At 38.9% G+C, this 18,774-nt stretch carries 16 protein-coding genes; 3 read left to right on the forward strand and 13 right to left on the reverse strand.

Annotated features, from left to right (window positions below):
• Window positions 1–2 precede the first annotated feature (2 nt).
• The 3 genes from radA to AC4PHI_RS12880 all read right to left on the reverse strand — a co-directional run bounded on the left by radA (window position 3) and on the right by AC4PHI_RS12880 (window position 3,025).
• The gene (radA, locus tag AC4PHI_RS12870; protein ID WP_492200227.1) at window positions 3–1,373 is read right to left on the reverse strand and encodes a DNA repair protein RadA; all 1,371 of its coding nucleotides are present in this window, start codon (window positions 1,371–1,373) and stop codon (window positions 3–5) included.
• Between the two features lie 101 nt (window positions 1,374–1,474).
• Entirely contained in the window at window positions 1,475–2,005 is a 531-nt protein-coding gene (locus AC4PHI_RS12875) for a dCTP deaminase/dUTPase family protein (RefSeq protein WP_492200228.1), read from the reverse strand.
• 153 nt (window positions 2,006–2,158) lie between these two features.
• Window positions 2,159–3,025 carry a helix-turn-helix domain-containing protein gene (locus tag AC4PHI_RS12880; protein WP_492200229.1) on the reverse strand — a complete coding sequence of 289 codons (867 nt, stop codon included), beginning with the start codon at window positions 3,023–3,025 and terminating at the stop codon, window positions 2,159–2,161.
• A gap of 123 nt (window positions 3,026–3,148) precedes the next feature.
• Between AC4PHI_RS12880 and AC4PHI_RS12885 the strand changes: the two genes are divergently transcribed.
• Window positions 3,149–4,390 carry a PTS sugar transporter subunit IIC gene (locus AC4PHI_RS12885; RefSeq protein WP_492200230.1) on the forward strand — a complete coding sequence of 414 codons (1,242 nt, stop codon included), beginning with the start codon at window positions 3,149–3,151 and terminating at the stop codon, window positions 4,388–4,390.
• 17 nt (window positions 4,391–4,407) lie between these two features.
• A complete protein-coding gene (locus AC4PHI_RS12890; protein ID WP_492200231.1) occupies window positions 4,408–5,844 on the forward strand; it encodes a glycoside hydrolase family 1 protein in 1,437 nt (478 codons plus the stop codon).
• Between the two features lie 49 nt (window positions 5,845–5,893).
• Here the strand turns inward: AC4PHI_RS12890 and AC4PHI_RS12895 are convergent, their stop codons facing one another.
• The 7 genes from AC4PHI_RS12895 to xylA form a co-directional block, all read right to left on the reverse strand.
• A complete protein-coding gene (locus tag AC4PHI_RS12895; protein ID WP_492200232.1) occupies window positions 5,894–6,760 on the reverse strand; it encodes an ROK family protein in 867 nt (288 codons plus the stop codon).
• A gap of 14 nt (window positions 6,761–6,774) precedes the next feature.
• A complete protein-coding gene (xylB, locus tag AC4PHI_RS12900) occupies window positions 6,775–8,274 on the reverse strand; it encodes a xylulokinase (protein ID WP_492200233.1) in 1,500 nt (499 codons plus the stop codon).
• Between the two features lie 62 nt (window positions 8,275–8,336).
• Window positions 8,337–10,616: an alpha-xylosidase gene (yicI, locus tag AC4PHI_RS12905; protein WP_492200234.1), complete on the reverse strand. Its 2,280-nt coding sequence runs from the start codon at window positions 10,614–10,616 to the stop codon at window positions 8,337–8,339.
• Between the two features lie 10 nt (window positions 10,617–10,626).
• Entirely contained in the window at window positions 10,627–11,451 is an 825-nt protein-coding gene (locus tag AC4PHI_RS12910; protein ID WP_492200235.1) for a carbohydrate ABC transporter permease, read from the reverse strand.
• Complete coding sequence (locus tag AC4PHI_RS12915) at window positions 11,451–12,317, reverse strand: carbohydrate ABC transporter permease (protein ID WP_492200236.1); 867 nt, start codon at window positions 12,315–12,317, stop codon at window positions 11,451–11,453. The genes AC4PHI_RS12910 and AC4PHI_RS12915 overlap by 1 nt, the downstream gene beginning before the upstream one ends.
• A gap of 58 nt (window positions 12,318–12,375) precedes the next feature.
• Window positions 12,376–13,659, reverse strand: coding sequence for an ABC transporter substrate-binding protein (locus tag AC4PHI_RS12920; protein WP_492200237.1), 1,284 nt, complete (start codon window positions 13,657–13,659; stop codon window positions 12,376–12,378).
• 31 nt (window positions 13,660–13,690) lie between these two features.
• Window positions 13,691–14,998 carry a xylose isomerase gene (xylA, locus tag AC4PHI_RS12925; protein ID WP_492200238.1) on the reverse strand — a complete coding sequence of 436 codons (1,308 nt, stop codon included), beginning with the start codon at window positions 14,996–14,998 and terminating at the stop codon, window positions 13,691–13,693.
• A gap of 125 nt (window positions 14,999–15,123) precedes the next feature.
• Here xylA and AC4PHI_RS12930 point away from each other — a divergent pair, with 125 nt between their 5' ends.
• Window positions 15,124–16,278 carry an ROK family protein gene (locus AC4PHI_RS12930; protein ID WP_492200239.1) on the forward strand — a complete coding sequence of 385 codons (1,155 nt, stop codon included), beginning with the start codon at window positions 15,124–15,126 and terminating at the stop codon, window positions 16,276–16,278.
• Between the two features lie 286 nt (window positions 16,279–16,564).
• Here AC4PHI_RS12930 and AC4PHI_RS12935 read toward each other — a convergent pair whose 3' ends face one another.
• The 3 genes from AC4PHI_RS12935 to AC4PHI_RS12945 all read right to left on the reverse strand — a co-directional run bounded on the left by AC4PHI_RS12935 (window position 16,565) and on the right by AC4PHI_RS12945 (window position 18,767).
• On the reverse strand, window positions 16,565–17,182 hold the full coding sequence (locus AC4PHI_RS12935; protein WP_492200240.1) for a histidine phosphatase family protein: 618 nt from the start codon (window positions 17,180–17,182) through the stop codon (window positions 16,565–16,567).
• Window positions 17,183–17,298: 116 nt separating this feature from the next.
• A complete protein-coding gene (locus AC4PHI_RS12940; protein ID WP_492200241.1) occupies window positions 17,299–18,288 on the reverse strand; it encodes an anti sigma factor C-terminal domain-containing protein in 990 nt (329 codons plus the stop codon).
• On the reverse strand, window positions 18,288–18,767 hold the full coding sequence (locus AC4PHI_RS12945) for an RNA polymerase sigma factor (protein WP_492200242.1): 480 nt from the start codon (window positions 18,765–18,767) through the stop codon (window positions 18,288–18,290). Before AC4PHI_RS12945 ends, AC4PHI_RS12940 begins: the two co-directional genes overlap by 1 nt.
• Between the last annotated feature and the right edge of the window lie 7 nt (window positions 18,768–18,774).

Here is an 18,774-nt window from a genome sequence, read left to right on the forward strand (position 1 = left end):
CTTTAATTAAACACGCGATTCAGAACATCGCTAATCGTTGCTACACCGACCACTTCGATTCCTTTGGGCGGTTTCCATCCATGAAGGTTGTTTTTGGGTATATATACTTTTTTAAAGCCTAATTTCTCTGCCTCTTTCACACGTTGTTCGATGCGGTTGACGCGGCGGATTTCACCAGTCAGACCTATCTCTCCGACAAAGCACTCAGAGACTTGGGTGCCCTGATCCTTATAACTGGAAGCGATACTGACTGCAATAGCCAAATCAATCGCTGGTTCATCCAGCTTGACCCCGCCTGCTGCTTTGAGATAGGCGTCTTGATTTTGCAGCAGCAACCCTGCCCGCTTCTCCAGTACTGCCATAATCAAAGCTACCCGGTTATAATCTAGACCTGTTGCTGTTCGTCTTGCATTGCCAAACAAAGTAGGAGTTACCAAGGCTTGCACTTCTGCCAAAATCGGCCGGCTACCTTCCATGGAAACAACGATGGCTGAACCAGTCGCTCCTTCCAGTCGTTCCTCTAAAAAAACTTCTGAAGGATTGAGGACTTCTGCCAGTCCGCTTTCTTTCATTTCAAAAATACCAATTTCATTTGTAGAACCGAAACGATTTTTTACTGCCCGCAAAATCCTAAACGTGTGATGACGGTCCCCTTCAAAATAAAGCACCGTATCCACCATATGTTCCAGCATTCTCGGACCTGCCAAAGCGCCTTCTTTCGTCACATGACCAACGATAAAAATCGCAATGTGATTGGTTTTGGCAATTTGCATCAATTCAGCAGTAGTTTCCCGCACTTGACTCACACTTCCAGAAGCACTGGTGATTTCCGGCTGAATCATCGTTTGAATCGAGTCAATGATTACATAATCAGGACGCAATTCTTCAATCGTTTTCCGGATCAAAGACATGTCGGTCTCTGCATAGACAAAAAAGTCATTCCCTGCGCTGCCCAAACGCTCTGCACGCATTTTTATTTGTTCTGCACTTTCTTCCCCGGAAACGTACAAAACTTGCCCTTTTGTCAAATTCAGTTGTTGTGACACTTGCAGCAGCAAGGTAGATTTTCCGATACCCGGATCTCCCCCAATCAAAACCAGTGATCCCGGGACCACACCGCCGCCTAACACCCGATTCAATTCACCCATCCGGGTTTTTACACGGGGTTCCTTACTCGTTGTCACATCACTTAATTTCTTTGGTTGGGCTTGTTTGCCGCTTAAACTGACACGGTTGCGGTGATCCTCTGTTTCCTGAGATTTCACTTCTACCATTTCATTCCACTTGCCGCAATTAGGACATCTTCCCAGATACTTCGGCGAAATATAACCGCACGCTTGACATTCAAAATGTGTTTTTACTTTTTTTGCCATAGCTTCTCCTTCAATCATGACCATTCAGTTCATTTTAACATAAAAAGCGGTATTTTAAATGAATTTAAATAGATAACTTCTTTAAAAAAGGATTAAGTTCCTTAGTTCTCTCCGGAAGAACCAAACCCGCCGACTCTCTCTCCAGTAGCCTTATCCTGATCTGCTTTTAAAAAGGGCAGAAAAATTCCTTGACCGATACGATCACCTTTGCTGATTTTTTTATCTACTAGACCAAAATTTAAAAATTGAAACATGATATGTCCTTCATTGTCCGGATTATCGTAGTAATCACTGTCGATAACCCCCACACCGTTAGCCAGCCAGAGATAATTTTTCAATGGATTGCTGGAACGGTTAGTCAACTGCAAATATTCGTCAGCGCCCATGTAAGACTTGATTCCTGTCGGCACCAATGTGGGTTTCACTTCTTTTTGCGATTCCTCGTTTACCGATAGAGTTTCTTTCTTTAAAACAGCTTTTAAAACCGTTGCGATGCCTTGTTTCCAAATACTTGGTATCACAACGTCTTCCGCCGCTTCAAAATCATAACCTGCCGCACCATATGTGGCCCTTGCCGGCAAGTTTACTTTTCCAATATAGTCTGTAATGACTTCAAATCCTCTAGTTTTCATTTTTTTACCTCTTCCTATCGCTCTTAACAATACACTAGTATACCATTATCTGGGAATGGATTGTAGAGGAAAGCGTGAGAATAACGAGTGACTTTTTAAACTGCTGAATCAATACACTTTTAAAAACACATAAGAAAAGTTTACTTATATAGTTTACAAGTAAGTATACTTTTTCCGATATTGTTGCGGAGTCATCCCCATTTCTCGTTTAAAACATGCTGAAAAATAACTACTTGATTTAAAACCACATGATACAGCGATATCAATAATAGCTAATTTAGTCGTCTTCAAAAACAAAGTTGCCTTGCTGACCCGATACTTCATCAGATATTTGGTAAAAGTACAACCAAAATGTTTTTTGAAAATCCGGCTAAAATGTTCAATGGATATGTTAAGCTTTTGGGAAATATCCTTTAACTTTATGTCATCTTGATAATTTTCCCGAATATATTTGATTATTAACTCTTTCCTATAGTCTAAAACCTGCTCTTTAAAAACTGATCGCGAAAAAATTTTATCCGCTGATTGAAACATATAATGAAAAAGGTGGAACAAGTTCCCACGAATCAAAAATTCCGATTCAGAATGATGGGTTGAATACACCTCAATGGTTTGATACAAGATATCTTGTATCTTTTTTCCTATGTCATTGTCTAAATTTATTATTTCGGCAGTTGACATCAGAGAATGATTAAAAATGGATTCTTTTAAATTTTTTTGTCCTATCAAATCTGCTGAAAAAACTAAAGAATAAACACTTTTATCTCCGTCTTTATGATTACGAACAGAATGAATCGCCTGTGAGGGCAAATAAACGAGTGTTTGATTACCTACAACAAATTGGCTGTCGTTGATATAGATTGTTACATTGCCTTTTTCTACGTATAAGAATTCCATCTCTTCATGCCAATGGCTGTTGATAATCAGTTGTCTATTATCCAAAATTTTCAATTTATATATTGAAAAATGAAAAAAATCTTCCCCATGAAAAGCCACTTCTTTTAAATACATTTTTTTCATTCAAAACACCTCATATCAATATCCTTATTTTTTTTAATCAATATTCTTATATCAGCATCAAAAATGACAGCTTATTATTAGGTCAGAATAGCTGCTATTTAAAACGTACAGGAGGTAAAAATTTTGCATAATTTTTCAGATTGGTTATCAAACGGTTTACTCAACAAAGTGACAAGGATAAGTGAAAATAAGTATCTCGTCGCACTTAGAGACGGTATGGTGATTACTGTTCCATTTACAATATTGGGTAGTATTTTTTTAATCTTCAACAATCTTCCCTTTAGTTGGTGGAACGATTTTATCTCACCGGTCAGTTCTGTTTTTAATCCTATCGTGAGCGTTACATTCGGTATGCTTTCTCTGATTGTTTTACTTGGGATCAGCTATCAAATGACACGGCTAAACAATATTGATGTAGTTAGCGGAATGGTCATTTCTGCTGTTTCCTTTATTTTGGTGATGCTTAACAACAACTTTGAGGTTGATGTTTCAAACTTTGGCTCAGGCGGGATGTTTACTGCTATCATCGTTGCACTTTTCTCAGGTGAACTGTTAACATTTTTCTACAGAAAAAACTGGACAATAAAATTACCTGAAAGCGTCCCTCCAGCTGTTATGAGATCTTTTTCTGCGCTTATCCCTGGTGCCTTAACCGTTCTGTTTTTTTGGCTGATCAGAATTGTTTTCAGCATCAACATAAATGACCTTATCACCAGTCTCTTTGCACCTTTAGTGACAAGTGTCGATTCGCTTGGCGGGATTTTGTTTGTCAGTTTTTTAATGTGTGCTCTATGGACCCTTGGAATCCATGGAAACAATGTTGTGGGAAGTGTGACTTCTCCAATATTTCTAACCTTTTTGACAAGCAATATCGAAGCAGTCACTAACGGAAGTGCTCCTCAACACATTGCAGCTGACGGCTTCCTTCTTTTCGGGATGAACCTTGGCGGAACTGGAGCTATTATCGGTTTGGCTTTTTGTATGTTATTTGCTAAAAGCAAACAATACAAAACTCTTGGGAAAATCTCATTTTTCCCTTCAGTGTTTGGAATCAGTGAACCAATTATGTTCGGAATCCCAGTCGTATTAAACCCTATTCTAGCAATCCCTTTTATAGGTATTCCTCTGATTTTACAAGGCATTACCTATTTCTTGATCAACTTTGGCATCATTGGTCATGTTGTTGCAGCAGCACCTTGGACAACTCCACCGATTATCGCAGGTTTCCTTATCACTGGCGGCGATTGGCGTGCAGCTCTATGGCAAGGGATTGAAGTGATTATCGCTATTGCTTTATACTATCCATTTTTCAAAAAAGTAGATAATCAGGCTTTAAAGAATGAGGCTACTGTTGAGGTTAACTAGACTAGGAGGAAAAACACATGGAACATAGACAGCTAGACAACTTCCCGAAAAACTTTCTCTGGGGTTCTGCTTCAGCTGCTTACCAGGTGGAAGGCGCTTGGCAGGAAGACGGCAAAGGAGTGTCTGTTTGGGATGACTTCGTCAGAATCCCTGGAAAGACTTTTAAAGAAACAACAGGAGATGTCGCAGTAGATCACTATCACCGCTTCAAAGAAGACATTGCTTTGATGAAAGAACAAGGGTTGAAAGCCTATCGTTTTTCAGTAGCTTGGACACGTATTTTCCCAGAAGGAAAAGGTAAAATTAATCAAGCTGGCTTGCAATTTTATATTAATCTCGTAGATGAGTTAATAAGCAACGGTATAGAACCAGTACTGACAATCTATCATTGGGACCTTCCGAAAGCTCTCCAAGAAGAATACGGCGGTTGGGAATCAAGGCAAATCATTAAAGATTTCACACGCTATGCAGCTGTTCTTTTTGAAACCTTTCGAGGAAAAGTCCACTACTGGGTTAGCTTAAATGAACAAAACATTTTCATACAACACGGTTATTTATTGGGTTCACATCCACCAGCAGTACAAAACATGAAGAGGATGTATCAAGCGAACCACCATGCCAATCTTGCGAATGCCTCCACCATTCATTTGTTTCATGAGTTGAAAATGCCCGGAAAAATCGGCCCCAGTTTTGCTTACGGTCCAAACTACTCTTTTAATTGCGACCCCAGCAATGTACTTGCAGCTGAAAACGCAGAAGAATTAGAAGCAAATTTTTGGATGGATGTGTATGTTAACGGCGAATATCCGTTGGTCGCTTGGAAATATCTGGAAGACAACGATCTAACACCAGACACTTTGCCTGAAGACACTCAACTATTAAAATCTGGAAAGCCTGATTTTATGGGTATGAACTACTACCAAACAAACACTATGAATTTTAATTCTCTAGACGGTGTTTCTGTCGGAAAACAAAATACGACGGGTGAAAAAGGAACTTCAGAAGAATCTGGTCGGCCCGGTGTTTACAAACGAGTAGAAAACCCTTTTGTCGAAAAGACTAATTGGGACTGGGAAATTGATCCCACTGGTCTCCGGATAGGCATGCGCAGAATCGCAAGCCGTTACAGATTACCCATATTAATTACTGAAAACGGCCTAGGTGAATATGATACTCTAACAGAAACTGGAGCAGTCCACGATGACTACCGTATTAATTATCTAAGACAGCATATTCAGGCCATTAAAGAAGCTATCAGTGACGGCATTACTGTTTTAGGTTACTGCACATGGTCATACACCGATTTATTAAGCTGGTTAAACGGTTATCAAAAACGCTATGGTTTTGTCTATGTTGATCAAGACGAGTCACAGCAGGGAACCCTAAAACGCTACAAGAAAGACAGCTACTACTGGTATCAAGATGTTATAAAAAATAACGGCAAAAAACTTTAACATAATTAAGAGTGTTGTATAGAGCATACAACACTCTTAATTTATTTAGTCACTTTGACGTTGTACTGATGTAATGATAAACTGCACCGACTAAATTTGCATCGTTTCTAAAAACACATGGTTTAATATCGTAAGTCATCTGAGTGACTTTTTTTTCTGACATCATCTTGGTTAACTGATTTTTGAGTTGTTCCAACCAATATTCGTCAGCAGAAATTCCTCCGCCTATCACAACCAGACCCGGATCAAAAGCCACAAGTAAATTTGAAATTCCAATCGCTGTATTCCATGTAAATTTTTCAAACAGTTTGTTGGCTAGTAAGTCATGTTCTCTCACAAGTTGCATCATTTCTTCACCTGACACTTGTTTTCCCGTCATCTGGTTATATTTTTTGACAGTCTTAACCCAACTGCCTACCTCACTCCAAGTGGCGGTATCATTTAAGGTCATATAGCCAAATTCGCCACCAAAAAAATTTTTCCCTTTATAAAGTTGTCCATCAAATATGATTGAACCTCCAACACCACTTCCAATCACAACGAATAAAGCAGAAGTACTATCCTTGGCGGCACCTAGCCAAACCTCAGCAAGAGCAGCACAATTGGCATCATTTTCCATCGTGACGGGAACACAGAATAAATCGGATAATTCATCAATAATGGGGAAATTGTGAATATAAGCAACGGCACTTACTCCTTGGATTTGCCCTATTTTTTCGTTTACGAGTCCTGGCGCGCTGAATGCAACTCCTTCAATTTCCCCATTGTCCTGACTGTTTTCAAAAACATTTAACAGCTCCTGCTTCATGCCTACCCAATCACTTGGCAAGGCAAAGCTTCCTTTAGACTCAAGACCATTCCCATTCCATAAAGCGTGTTTAACTGCGCTCCCGCCTATATCAAAAGCTAGTATCATATCTTCAATCTCCCTTACTCTGATAGACCCACTAATTGATGTGAGAGATCCTTCGTACCTGAATAAACCATTTTATAAACATCGAAATATTTTCTATATTTTGTTATATGGTCATGATTAGGACAAAACTCCTGATCATACGTAACGAAGGTCCCCACACAATCCTCAACATTAATGAACCATTCCAATCCCATCGCAGCAATCATTGCTGCCCCGAGCCCTGGACCTTGCTCAACCTTTAACGAACGAACTTTGGTTTCAAAGATATCAGCCTGAATCTGCATCCAAACGCTACTTTTAGCTCCGCCCCCAACGGAAATTATCTCTTCAAATTTTTTACCAGTATTATCCATCATTATTTGCTGACTTTCTTTCAAAGAAAAAGTAATTCCTTCAATAACGGCTCTGGCGAAATCTGAAAATTGATGAGAAGCATCGACTCCCACAAAACTCCCTCTTATTTTACCGTCAATATAAGGAGTTCGCTCTCCCATAATAAACGGTGCGAAAAGCAAACCATTCGCTCCCGCTACGCTCTTAGCAGCCTCTTCAAGTATTTCTTCAAACGTCCGCTCTCCTGCGAATGTCTCCTTAAACCATGACAAGCTTTGCCCAGCTGCTAAAGTGACTCCCATAGAGTAGTAACTCTGCGGCAGAACATGATTAAAGAAATGCAGTTTGCCGTGGTAATTTTTTTCTTCTACTCCTTCATAGGAAAGAAAGACTCCCGAAGTGCCAATACTGCACATAGCCCTGTCTTCAGCTATTATTCCTGCACCAAATGCAGCACAAGCATTATCTGCTCCGCCAGCAAAAACTTTCACAGATTTTTTAAAGCCAAGTTTTTCTAATAACGTCTGCTTGACAATTCCGATTTCATCAAATGAATTTTTCAATTCCGGCAGCTGATTTTTAGTAATATTAAATTCTGATAAAATGTCCGAGTCCCAATCTTTCTTCACTACGTTCAACATCAATGTCCCGGCAGCATCAGAATACTCGGTGCATCGCTTCTCTGTGAGATAATAAGCCAAATAATCTTTCGGTAAAAGAATGGTCGCTGTTTTTCCCCATATTTCAGGTTCGTTTTCCATTACCCATAAAATTTTAGGTAAAGTAAAACCTTCTAGTGCTATGTTTTTGGTTTTACCAAGCAGGGAAGCTCCCAATCTTCGGGAAATCTCCTCACACTGTTTCATCGTTCTAACATCATTCCACAAGATCGCGTCTCTCAAGACCTCCCCCTTTTGGTCGAGAAGAACTAGACTGTGCATCTGACCTGAAATACTGAGCCCTTCCAAGTTCTCTTTTAAGTCAGGAATTTTCTCTATTAAGTCTTCCATCACCGTCTCTAGGGCAGCTATCCAGTCCTTTGGCTTTTGCTCACTATATCCTTTTTGCGGGTGATAAAGCCTGTAATCACTGGATGATTGTAAAAGCACCTGTCCAGTCTTATCCACCACTAATCCTTTAAGAGAACTGGTACCTAAATCTATTCCTAAAACGTAACTCATAATTTCTATCCTCTTTTCTAAATGAAAAGCTGAAACAGCTCCGTTTCAGCTTTTGTTCATATTCAAATAACTGTTATTTGAGCGCTATCGCCTAAAATAGTTTCAGTAACAACTTGACTTCCTTTATGAATCACTATTGTGTTTTGACCTTCTATGCCTTCCACGCTCGCCTTATAGTTGTCGTCTTCTCTTGTTACCATAACTTTACCGACAACATTTCCCTGACAATCCACCAGCTCCTGCTCGTGTTTCCCATTGTCCAGCTGGTAGCAATGTATTTCCACATCTTTGTTGTAATCATACAGTACGCTGCTGTGCTCTGATCCGCTCATCACTAAGATACTATTTTCTTTCACCCACACAGGCAGACTCAAATAATCATGCTTTTCTTCTAACCAAGCACCATTTTCTTTGACTTGTTTAAACTCACCATTTAGTAAATGAGTCCAATCCCCTTCAGGTAAATAATATGAAACATCTCCTGTTTCTGAAAGTATCGGAGCAACCATGACGCTGTCTCCCAAGAAATATTGTTTGTCTACAAAATAACTATTTTTATCAGATATGTATTCTAAGAACAGTGGACGCATCATTGGAACACCTGTATTGGCAGTATACACTGCTTGCTGATAAAGGTACGGCATTAATTTGACTTTTAACTTTGTGAATTCCCGTGTCACACTGACAGCTTCTTCATCATAATTCCAAGGTACCCGGTATTCAATATTTCCATGATAACGACTATGGGTTGATAGTAAACCAAATTGTGTCCAACGTTTATAAATATCAGCCGAAGCATTTTCTTCGAACCCGCCTATATCGTGGCTCCAATACCCAAAACCGGAAAGAAGGAATGAAAGACCACCACGGATGGTTTCTGCCATAGACACATATTCTGAAAGATTATCTCCTCCCCAATGAACTGGAAATTTTTGTGAGCCAACGGTGCCAGATCGGGCAAATAAAACTGCTTCATTTTTTCCTCTTTTTTCTTCAAGCAATTCAAAGACCACTTTATTATATAAATAACTGTAATAATTATGGGCTCTCTTCGGGTCCGAGCCATCAAAATAAACCGCATCTGTTGGAATCCGTTCGCCAAAATCTGTCTTAAAGGCATCCACTCCCATATCCAAAAGACGGGACAGATGACCGCGATACCATTCAACAGCTTCCGGATTGGTGAAATCGACAATTCCTTGGCCTGCTTGCCACATATCCCACTGCCAAACAGAGCCATCTTCCCTCTTTAAGAAGTACCCTTTGCCTTCTCCTTCTTGGTATAAAGGTGATTTTTGTCCAATGTAAGGGTTAATCCATAAACTTACCTTGATACCTTTATCATGAATTCTTTTAATCATTCCCTCCGGATCTGGAAACAACTCTTCATTCCAGGTAAAGTTCGTCCACTCAAATTCCTTCATCCAAAAGCAGTCAAAATGAAAAACTTCCAACGGAATATTGCGCTCAATCATGCCATCGATAAACTTCATGACCGTTTCTTCACTATAATCCGTAGTAAAAGAAGTTGATAGCCACAAACCAAAAGACCATGCTGGAGGTAGTGAAGGTTTGCCTGTCAGACTGGTATAATTTTCCAAGACATCTTTTGGAGTATCACCATAAATGATAATATATTCTAATTCTTCCCCTTCCACACTAAATTGTGCTCGAGACACATTTTCTGATGCAATTTCGTAAGAAACCTCCCCAGGATGATTGACAAATACTCCATAGCCATTGCTACTTAGATAAAAAGGAATATTTTTATAGGCTTGCTCACTTCCTGTTCCACCATCTTTATTCCAAATGTCCACTGTCTGTCCATTTTTGATAAACGGTGTGAACCTTTCACCCAACCCATAAATCAACTCATCTACACCAAGGCTTAATTGTTCACGCATATAGTGGGTGCCATCTTTCAAGGTGATTTCTCCTTGAGCACCAAATTTAGAGGATGTCAACACCTGATTTTTCGCAGAAAATTCCAACTGAAATTTTTCATTTAATTTAGCTGAAACTTTTAAACTCCCTGATTGTAAAGATAACTCTTCATTCTCATGAGCCACAATAACTTTAGTATCTTGCTGATTCAACTGAAAATCAGGTCCTTTATTTTTCCCTTGATGATGCACGATACGAACAGAAATCATATTTTCTCCAGGACTGCTGAGAGTAATTGTGCTCATCCCTAAATTAAGCGTGTCTCCCCTTCTTATGATTTTTTTATAAGGGGCATATAGCACCAAAGAATCGTCTCTCTTATCAAAAGTATAGATCTCTTTAGGCGAGTGAACCGTAACACCGTCTTTTACCATCCAATATCCATCTGTGAATTTCATAAAAACCTCCTTATTTTACAGCGCCATCTGAAATGCCTTTTACAACATGTTTTTGCAATGCAACAAATAGTATAATAATAGGAACAATCACAACCACTAGAGCCGCTAAAGCTAAGTGCCATTGTTTATTAAATTCTCCGAAGAAATAAAACATTTTTAACGGAATAGTATATAATCCCTCTTTATTTACACTCAATGAAGGCAGCAAATAGTCATTCCAAAACCATAATGAATCTAAAACAATAATTGTTACCGTTGTCGGCTTCAATAATGGGAAAATAACCGTCCAATAAATCTTAAATGTCGAAGCACCATCAATAACAGCGGCTTCATCTAAAGATCTAGGAATCCCTCTCAGTGCTCCATAATACATAAACGTAGCCATACTAGTTGCCAGTCCGATATACATAATCACAAGACCAGCCCGATTCAGCATATTTACTTTCCCAAAAATTGATACTAGTGGAATCATTATCCCTTGAAACGGAACTAACAAGCCTATCGCAATAAAAAAATACAACCCCGAGCTAAGCTTACTTTTATTTCTTGATAAACCATATGCTGCCATTGATGAAACGATTACAACGAAAAATAGTGAGAAGACCGTAATCAAGATAGAGTTAAGCGCCGTGTTTTTAAAATCTAACTTATCCAACGCTGTAATATAATTGTTAAACTCAAGACCATCGGGCAGTCCCAAAGTATCCTGAAATATTTGCGATTTCGTTTTAAAGGAATTCATCACAATCAAGTAAAATGGATATATCCACAAACATGAGAAAAGAATTCCAACTAAAACAGCACCAGTCTTCTTCAATTTCCTTTTATTCTTCATTACGCATCACTCTCTTTTCTTCTCGTAACCGAAATCTGGATTATTGAAATTATCACTATAATCAATAAAAAAATCATAGCTTTGGCTTGAGCATACCCCATATTCCTCATAGAGAACGCTTCATTATAGATGTTCATGGCCGTCATCTGGGTCGAATTATACGGTCCACCGGCCGTTAATGCTAAATTCTGATCATACATCTTAAAAGCATTGGAAAGTGTCAAAAAAAGAGTTACTGTAAAGGCCGGCATAATCATTGGCAGTTTCACTTGGAAAAACTTTTGGATTGCTGAAGCTCCATCTATTTCTGCAGCTTCAATAATTTCACTAGGTATATTATTTAGATAAGATATGTAAATCAACATCATATACCCACTCATTTGCCACACAAATAAGATTACTAATCCCCAAAAACCTGTTTGAGGTGTATTTAACCAATTGTTAAAACCAGCAATACCGGTGATGTCAGCAATACTTGTAAAAACCTTATTAAAAATAAACTGCCAAATGAAACCTAAAATAATCCCTCCGATTAGGTTTGGCATAAAAAATACGGTACGGAAAAGAGTACTCCATCTCCCAAGCTTTTGAGTTACCAACACTGCCAAACTTAGGGCTACAACATTTATCAAAACAATACTGACTACCGAAAACTTAGCCGTAAAAATCAAGCTGTTAATAAATGTTTCATCTTTAAAGACTTTCATATAATTCTCAACACCTAAGAACACACCTACTGTATTTCCATTCCAATCCGTGAGTGAGTAATACCCCCCTATAAATAAAGGAATAAACAATACAGCCATAAGTGCCAGCAAAGCAGGAAGCAGTAATAACCAAAAGGATTTCGATTTATTAGTTAACACAATTAATCCCCTCTCTTTCAAATACAGATGGGAGATTCACTCCCATCTGTATTTTTCTCTACTTGGATCGTTCTGTATTCCAAGTGTCTATTAGCTTCTTACTTAACTCTTCCCATGTAGAATTTTTAGCTGCATAGGATTGAACCTCTACACCAATAATATTTTGACCGTAACCATCAGGATAAGAATTATGTACCCAAGGAACAGTCTTTCCATCGCTCAAATATTGGTAAATCTCTTTAGATAGCGGATCCTTGATATCCTCACTTGCAAAATTCGTATAGGCCGGGATGAAATCAAAATCTTCTACTATCGACGTCATTGCCTCTTCGTTTGTATACATCCAGTTAATAAATTCTATAGATGCTTCAATCTCTTTTTCATTTTTATTGCTGTTTACACACCAGTACCAAGCAGGGCCAGCAACGATTTTACCTTCAGTTTCAGATTCAACGTACATTGGCACAATTCCCAATTTTTCCTTTGCAAAAGCTTCATCTAAGCTGTTTAATGTAGGAACAATCCAGTTTCCCTGGTGAATAACTGCTACTTGATTGCCAGCGAACATTTCTTCTACAGAAGTAGAATAATCCATTGATTCCAAAGGTTTGGCATTATACTTGATTGCTAAGTCGATATTTTCTTGCATTTGATCTGAATATTCTAATTTTAATTCTTTTGCTGAATAAGTCTCTAGTAAACTATTGTTGAATTCTGGCGCAATAAAGTTTGAGCTGAATTGACTTGTTACCCAAGTTTCTCCACCACTAAAACCAAACACTCCTTTTAACCCAAGATCATCTTTCTTAGAATCCAGTGTTTCTACTGCAGATTTAAAGTCAGCAAAGGATTCGATACCTTCTATCGGAACACCAGCTTCTTCAAAAATTTCCTTATTGACCAACCAACCATAACCCTCAATATTCATCGGAAGACCAACGACCTTTTCATCATAGGTGCCGCCTTCTAAAGTTCCTTCAATCGCAGATTTAGCTAAGTCAGTGTCGGATAGGTCATATAAGGTATGACTCCATGTCTGGGCGTCTGATAATCCTCCCAACATAAATACTGCTGGCTCATCTCCAGAAGAAAACTTCGCTTGTAAAGCTGCTGTTGCATCTGTTCCGCCTCCAACTGTTGTCATATTGATATCAATATCTGGATGAGCTTCTTCAAACATCTCAACCAAATTGTCCATCTGCTCCGCTGTTTCTGTTTTGATGTTAAAAACTTCAACAGTCGTTTTTTCTGAGCTTCCCTTTTTCGAATCTGAACTAGAACACGCTGTCAGACCAACTGCACCCAATAAAACTAATGAAGAAATCAACAACTTTTTTTTCATTTTTATACCTCATTTCTTTTATTTAAAATAGTTAAACTAAATAATCATTCAACAAAGACTTCACATACTCCAAATGACTGGACTCCAATTTCGGGTCATCATGTTTCAACGCATACGCAGTTAAACTTTCCAAATCTTCAGAATCCGCTAATATCTTAGCTCCGATTCCCTCTTTAAAGCTGGCATAGCGTTTGTCTTTCAAATCATCAAAGAAACGCTCTTCTTTTAATTTTGCCGCTGCTTTCAAACCGCGGGCAAAGGTATCCATCCCGGCAATGTGAGCCAACAACAAATCGTCCATTTCAAATGACGAACGGCGGACTTTAGAATCAAAATTGATACCTCCTGGAGCAATCCCGCCATTTTCTAAAATTTCATACATCGCCAAAGCGGCATCATAAATATTAGTTGGAAACTCATCTGTGTCCCAGCCAAGCAGCATATCCCCTTGGTTGGCATCAATCGACCCTAACGCATCATTGATACGGGCCACATGAAGTTCATGCTCAAAGGTATGCCCTGCCAGAGTGGCATGGTTCGCCTCTAAATTCAGCTTGAAATCTCCTTCTAACCCATATTTCTGAATAAAAGCTAACGTTGTGGCCGCATCGAAGTCATACTGATGTTTTGAGGGCTCTTTTGGTTTTGGTTCCAATAAAAACTGCGGTTTGTGACCAATCTTTTCACCATAAGCAATCGCCATTTTAAACAGACGGGCAATATTGTCCTGCTCGAATTTCATGTCCGTATTCAGAAGAGACTCATACCCTTCACGACCGCCCCAAAAAACATAGTTTTTTCCATCAAGCTTTTTACTCAAATCCAAACCTTTTTTAACTTGAGCTGCGGCATACGCATACACTTCTGCATTGTTAGTTGAAGCCGCCCCATTATTAAAACGAGGATGAGAAAACATATTGGCCGTGTTCCACAACAATTTTATCCCGGTCGCAGCCATCTTTTCTTTGATCAAGTCGGTGATCTCATCTAAATTAGCAAAAAATTCTTCTAAAGAATTACCGGCAGGTGCGATATCAATGTCATGGAAACAGAAATATTCTACACCTAATTTTTCAAGGATTTCAAAAAAAGCATCCACACGGTTCTTAGCCGTTTCCATTGGATCCGCAGTCTCCCAAGTACGAATATTGACAGGGTCGCCAAATGGATCCGTGCCGTCTTGTGTCATTGTGTGCCAGTAAGCCAGCGCAAAGGGCAGGTGTTCCCGCATGGTCTTACCTAGAACCACCTCTTCAGGATTGAAATGACGAAAAGCAAATGGGTTGGCAGTTTTCGTCCCCTCATACTTAATTTTGTCTACATTTGGAAAATAACTCACTTTGACTCCTCCATCCTCTTGATTTTAGTTGGTTAGTAAGATAAACTTACTTACAGATAAAGAATACTACGAGGGTTTGTTTTTGTCAACCGCTTACAGTATAATTTTTTTCAAGGAGTGATGATATGATTACAAGCAAATACACGATTAGAGAACGCAATGAAGCAATTATCCTACAAAAAATTATTGATGAAAATATTATTTCGCGAGCTAATTTGGCAATGATTACCAATTTAAATAAAGCTTCTGTCTCAGCTATCACGAAAAAATTGATGGAAGAAGAGTTGATTATGGAAGTTGGTGTTGGCAACGCAAGCAGTCAAGGCGGCCGCAAGCCCGTTCTTCTTACTTTTAACAGACGTTCATCGCTGGTCATTGCGCTGGATATCGGTACTAATTACATTGAAGGAGTTTTGTCTTTCATTGATGGAACCTTTATTGAAAAGATTAAAAAACGGAAGATAGCTATTGATGAGCAGACAGTCACAACACATATCCACGAAATTATCAGTGAACTCTCTGAATACACTCCTGAAACTAGGCATGGAGTCGTAGGAATGACCGTTGCGATTCACGGGATTGTCGTCAATAATGATATCATTTATACTCCTAACTACCCTTTGGATCATATCGAGCTTTTTGATGAATTATCAAATTCGTACGATTTTCCTATCTTTTTAGAAAATGAAGCAAATTTGGCTGCTTTAGGAGAATATAGCTTTTCATCCAAATTCAATAGTCTGGTCAGTATCAGTATCCATGGAGGAATCGGTGCCGGAATCGTGGAGAATGGTCTTTTAAGAAATGGAAAACACGGAAAGGCAGGGGAAATCGGTCATAGCATCCTGTTCCCGGGAGGAAAAAAGTGTCCTTGCGGCAATCAAGGTTGTCTGGAACGATACGCATCACATCGGGCCTTGTATGACCAAATTGAAACGGCTTTAGATGTGCATAATATCAACTCAGACCGAGTCAAAGAATACTACGACGAAGGAAACGAGCTTGTCAAAGTTATTCTCATAGAAAATGCAGACTATCTAAGTATCGGTATCAATAACCTTTCTTCTTTGTATGATCCGGAAATTGTAGTCATCAACAGTTCGGTCTATCAAAAAATTCCTGAACTCATTGATTATTTAAATAAACATTTAGTGAGCCGGTTTACAAGGGACGTGATTGTTATGAACAGTCCGCTGCAGTCTAGCGCAACACTTTTGGGCGCCGTTACTAAATCCGCACAGAATTTCCTTAATATTCAAAATTTAAAGTTCATTGACTGATTTTCAAAATACTCCCAGAATCTAAAACAGAGGAAAATTGACTTTAGGCTGCTGACGGCTCTATCAATACCAGACATTGCGAGAGGGTGCTTCTCTATCCGCCGTTATTAACGCTATCCAACGATTTTTAAATTTCAAACAACTGTTGGTAATGTTGGAAATGGTTCATAAACATTAAAAATTATCTCTCCAAATGCTTTTCCCCAATTAAAATGTCAGCTTCTCTAAATTAAAAACAAAAAACTCCTTTGAACGAGGCATCCCGTTCAAAGGAGTTTTTACATCATCACTTAATAAAACTTGTATCATTCCACACATCTAAAACAAATCCGTTACCGTTATTAAGAATAGTGGAGACACTGGTGTTTTTCAAAGGTTTATCTTTTCTGACATCTGAGAGCGGCACACCCGTTAAAGTCTTGAGTATCGTTTGCAAAGTCAAACCATGGGAAACGATTAAAATTTTATCTTCCGGATGAGAGATACTATAATTCTCAAACACAGCTTTCGTACGCTCAATCAATTGATAAAATGATTCTCCCTGATATTCGGCAGGATTGTACTTATGCGGATAATGTACTAGATTTTGGAATTGTTCCAGATGGGAAAAATCTTTCTCAGGCAGTCCTTCCCATATGCCAAATTCCATCTCCCGCAAATCGTCCACAGTTGTGATAGCCAGTGATTTCGTGTGCTGTTCTAAAATCAGACGGGCGGTATCTTGTGCTCGTCCTTGTGGGCTGACCAATACTTCGGAAAATGGCACTTCTCTTAAAAACTTTCCGGCTTTTCTAGCCCCTTCCCGACCTTCAGGCAGCAGCGGCGAGTCCACAATCCCTCCTTGAAAAAATTTCCGTTGATTATATTCGGTCATTCCATGTCTGACACAGTAAAATGTTGTCATTAAAAAAATCCTCCTTGATTATTCTCACCTTTATTATACGTGAGTCCCGTCAAAAAGTCATATTAACTGCCAAAACAACGCTTTTACCAAACACTCTCCTACCAAATGATTCAACACTATTCTTGTTTTTCTGGAATAATATAAGGAGTGATTTCTTCGGTCACTCCTATGGAAGAAGCTCGAATGAAAGGCAGCTTTTCTAATTTTTTCAAATGTTCGTTTGCCCCCGTGACCATTAGACCAAGGATTTCTACTTCATCAAATTTTTTTTCGTAGTCTTTTTTGAGAAAAACATCATATTTTTTAACAAAGTTTCCAATCATTTTTTCATTTTGCCCGCTGTTATAGTCGTTTAAATTTTTCAGAAAGTCTTGGAATGATGCGGTCAGGTTTTTTGTTTCCCGGTTATACGCTTGAAACCCGAAAACTTCTGCTGCTTGGGGACCTGAACCTTCGTCCAAAGCATCATCCGATAACAGATACAGCCAAACCACATTCACATCACTGGGGAGCTGTTGATTGATTTCTGACCAGCGATAGGGCCGGTCAAAAGAAAGGGCGACTTCGCTGACTTTTTGATCATCGCCAGACATTTTTTGCAAATCTTGGGGAAGTTTTACGGTATAGTCTTCTGAAAAGTCATCGTAATAATTTTTTATGTTCGGATGATAAAATTGTGCCAAAGGCTGTTTCGTCTGGCGGTTATAAAAATAAAGATTGTCTTTAGTTATATGAAAACCGCCATACATTTCATTGTAGTCAACTTTTGCACCTAGCATCGTGTAGTGATTGGTCAATGTGTCCCAGGGAACGATATAACCTGCGATATTTTTTGAACGGTTGGAAACCACAGAACCGCCAGTCGGCGAACTGTTGACTAACACTTGGGAATCAATCCTGACATTAGGTTCTGCAACAGCGTTATGTAAAAAAAGAAAATCGTTCAGTTCGTTGGAATGTTTCGCAGATAATTTATTGCACAAAAAGTAACTTGCCGGAAATAAAATCATCACAGTCAACACTGAAATCACAATCATTTTGACTGACTGCCGGCGTTTTGCCTTACTCAAAGCTTTGGTCAAATCGGTGTTTTTTTGTTTATCCATCATAAGTGCTCCTTTTCTTTTAATTGTTTTCTGGCACGGGCAAGTTTTTGCTTCACAGAGTTGCTTTTTATCATTAGAAGCCTGCTGATTTCTTCATAACTCAACTCATAATAGTATTTTAAAAGCAAAATTTCTTGATACTCCGGTTTAAGTTTGGATATTCGATACAGAAAAGATTCTCTCGTGAAAAATTCTTCCAGTCCATCCTTGCGTTCTATTAAGCCCATCTCTTCCAAAGGGGTGGGGTCATGGAATTTCGTCCTCCTTTTAAAATCGATGAATTCATTGAGAGCCACACGGAAGAACCAAGGGCGAAGGGTGTCTTGGTTGAGAACGTCCAGTGCGACCAGCGTTTTGTAAAATGTGTTTTGAACCACATCTTCGGCTTCGTGATAAGAGGCGCCTTTTCTTATCAAAAAGTCTGACACATCTTTTCCCAGATTCAATAAAAAAGAATCCAGCAATTCTTCACTTTTCATGGTCAAC

Source organism: Vagococcus sp. QWL-13 (assembly GCF_058683555.1).

What these genes read in the sequence shown, in the direction of transcription:
- xylB (WP_492200233.1), bottom strand. Translation starts at nt 8,274, where the DNA reads ATGAGTTACGTTTTAGGAATAGATTTAGGTACCAGTTCTCTTAAAGGA.
- radA (WP_492200227.1), bottom strand. Translation starts at nt 1,373, where the DNA reads ATGGCAAAAAAAGTAAAAACACATTTTGAATGTCAAGCGTGCGGTTAT.
- AC4PHI_RS12935 (WP_492200240.1), bottom strand. Translation starts at nt 17,182, where the DNA reads ATGACAACATTTTACTGTGTCAGACATGGAATGACCGAATATAATCAA.
- AC4PHI_RS12910 (WP_492200235.1), bottom strand. Translation starts at nt 11,451, where the DNA reads ATGAAGAATAAAAGGAAATTGAAGAAGACTGGTGCTGTTTTAGTTGGA.
- AC4PHI_RS12940 (WP_492200241.1), bottom strand. Translation starts at nt 18,288, where the DNA reads ATGGATAAACAAAAAAACACCGATTTGACCAAAGCTTTGAGTAAGGCA.
- AC4PHI_RS12930 (WP_492200239.1), top strand. Translation starts at nt 15,124, where the DNA reads ATGATTACAAGCAAATACACGATTAGAGAACGCAATGAAGCAATTATC.
- AC4PHI_RS12890 (WP_492200231.1), top strand. Translation starts at nt 4,408, where the DNA reads ATGGAACATAGACAGCTAGACAACTTCCCGAAAAACTTTCTCTGGGGT.
- AC4PHI_RS12875 (WP_492200228.1), bottom strand. Translation starts at nt 2,005, where the DNA reads ATGAAAACTAGAGGATTTGAAGTCATTACAGACTATATTGGAAAAGTA.
- AC4PHI_RS12945 (WP_492200242.1), bottom strand. Translation starts at nt 18,767, where the DNA reads ATGAAAAGTGAAGAATTGCTGGATTCTTTTTTATTGAATCTGGGAAAA.
- AC4PHI_RS12920 (WP_492200237.1), bottom strand. Translation starts at nt 13,659, where the DNA reads ATGAAAAAAAAGTTGTTGATTTCTTCATTAGTTTTATTGGGTGCAGTT.
- yicI (WP_492200234.1), bottom strand. Translation starts at nt 10,616, where the DNA reads ATGAAATTCACAGATGGATATTGGATGGTAAAAGACGGTGTTACGGTT.
- AC4PHI_RS12880 (WP_492200229.1), bottom strand. Translation starts at nt 3,025, where the DNA reads ATGAAAAAAATGTATTTAAAAGAAGTGGCTTTTCATGGGGAAGATTTT.
- AC4PHI_RS12895 (WP_492200232.1), bottom strand. Translation starts at nt 6,760, where the DNA reads ATGATACTAGCTTTTGATATAGGCGGGAGCGCAGTTAAACACGCTTTA.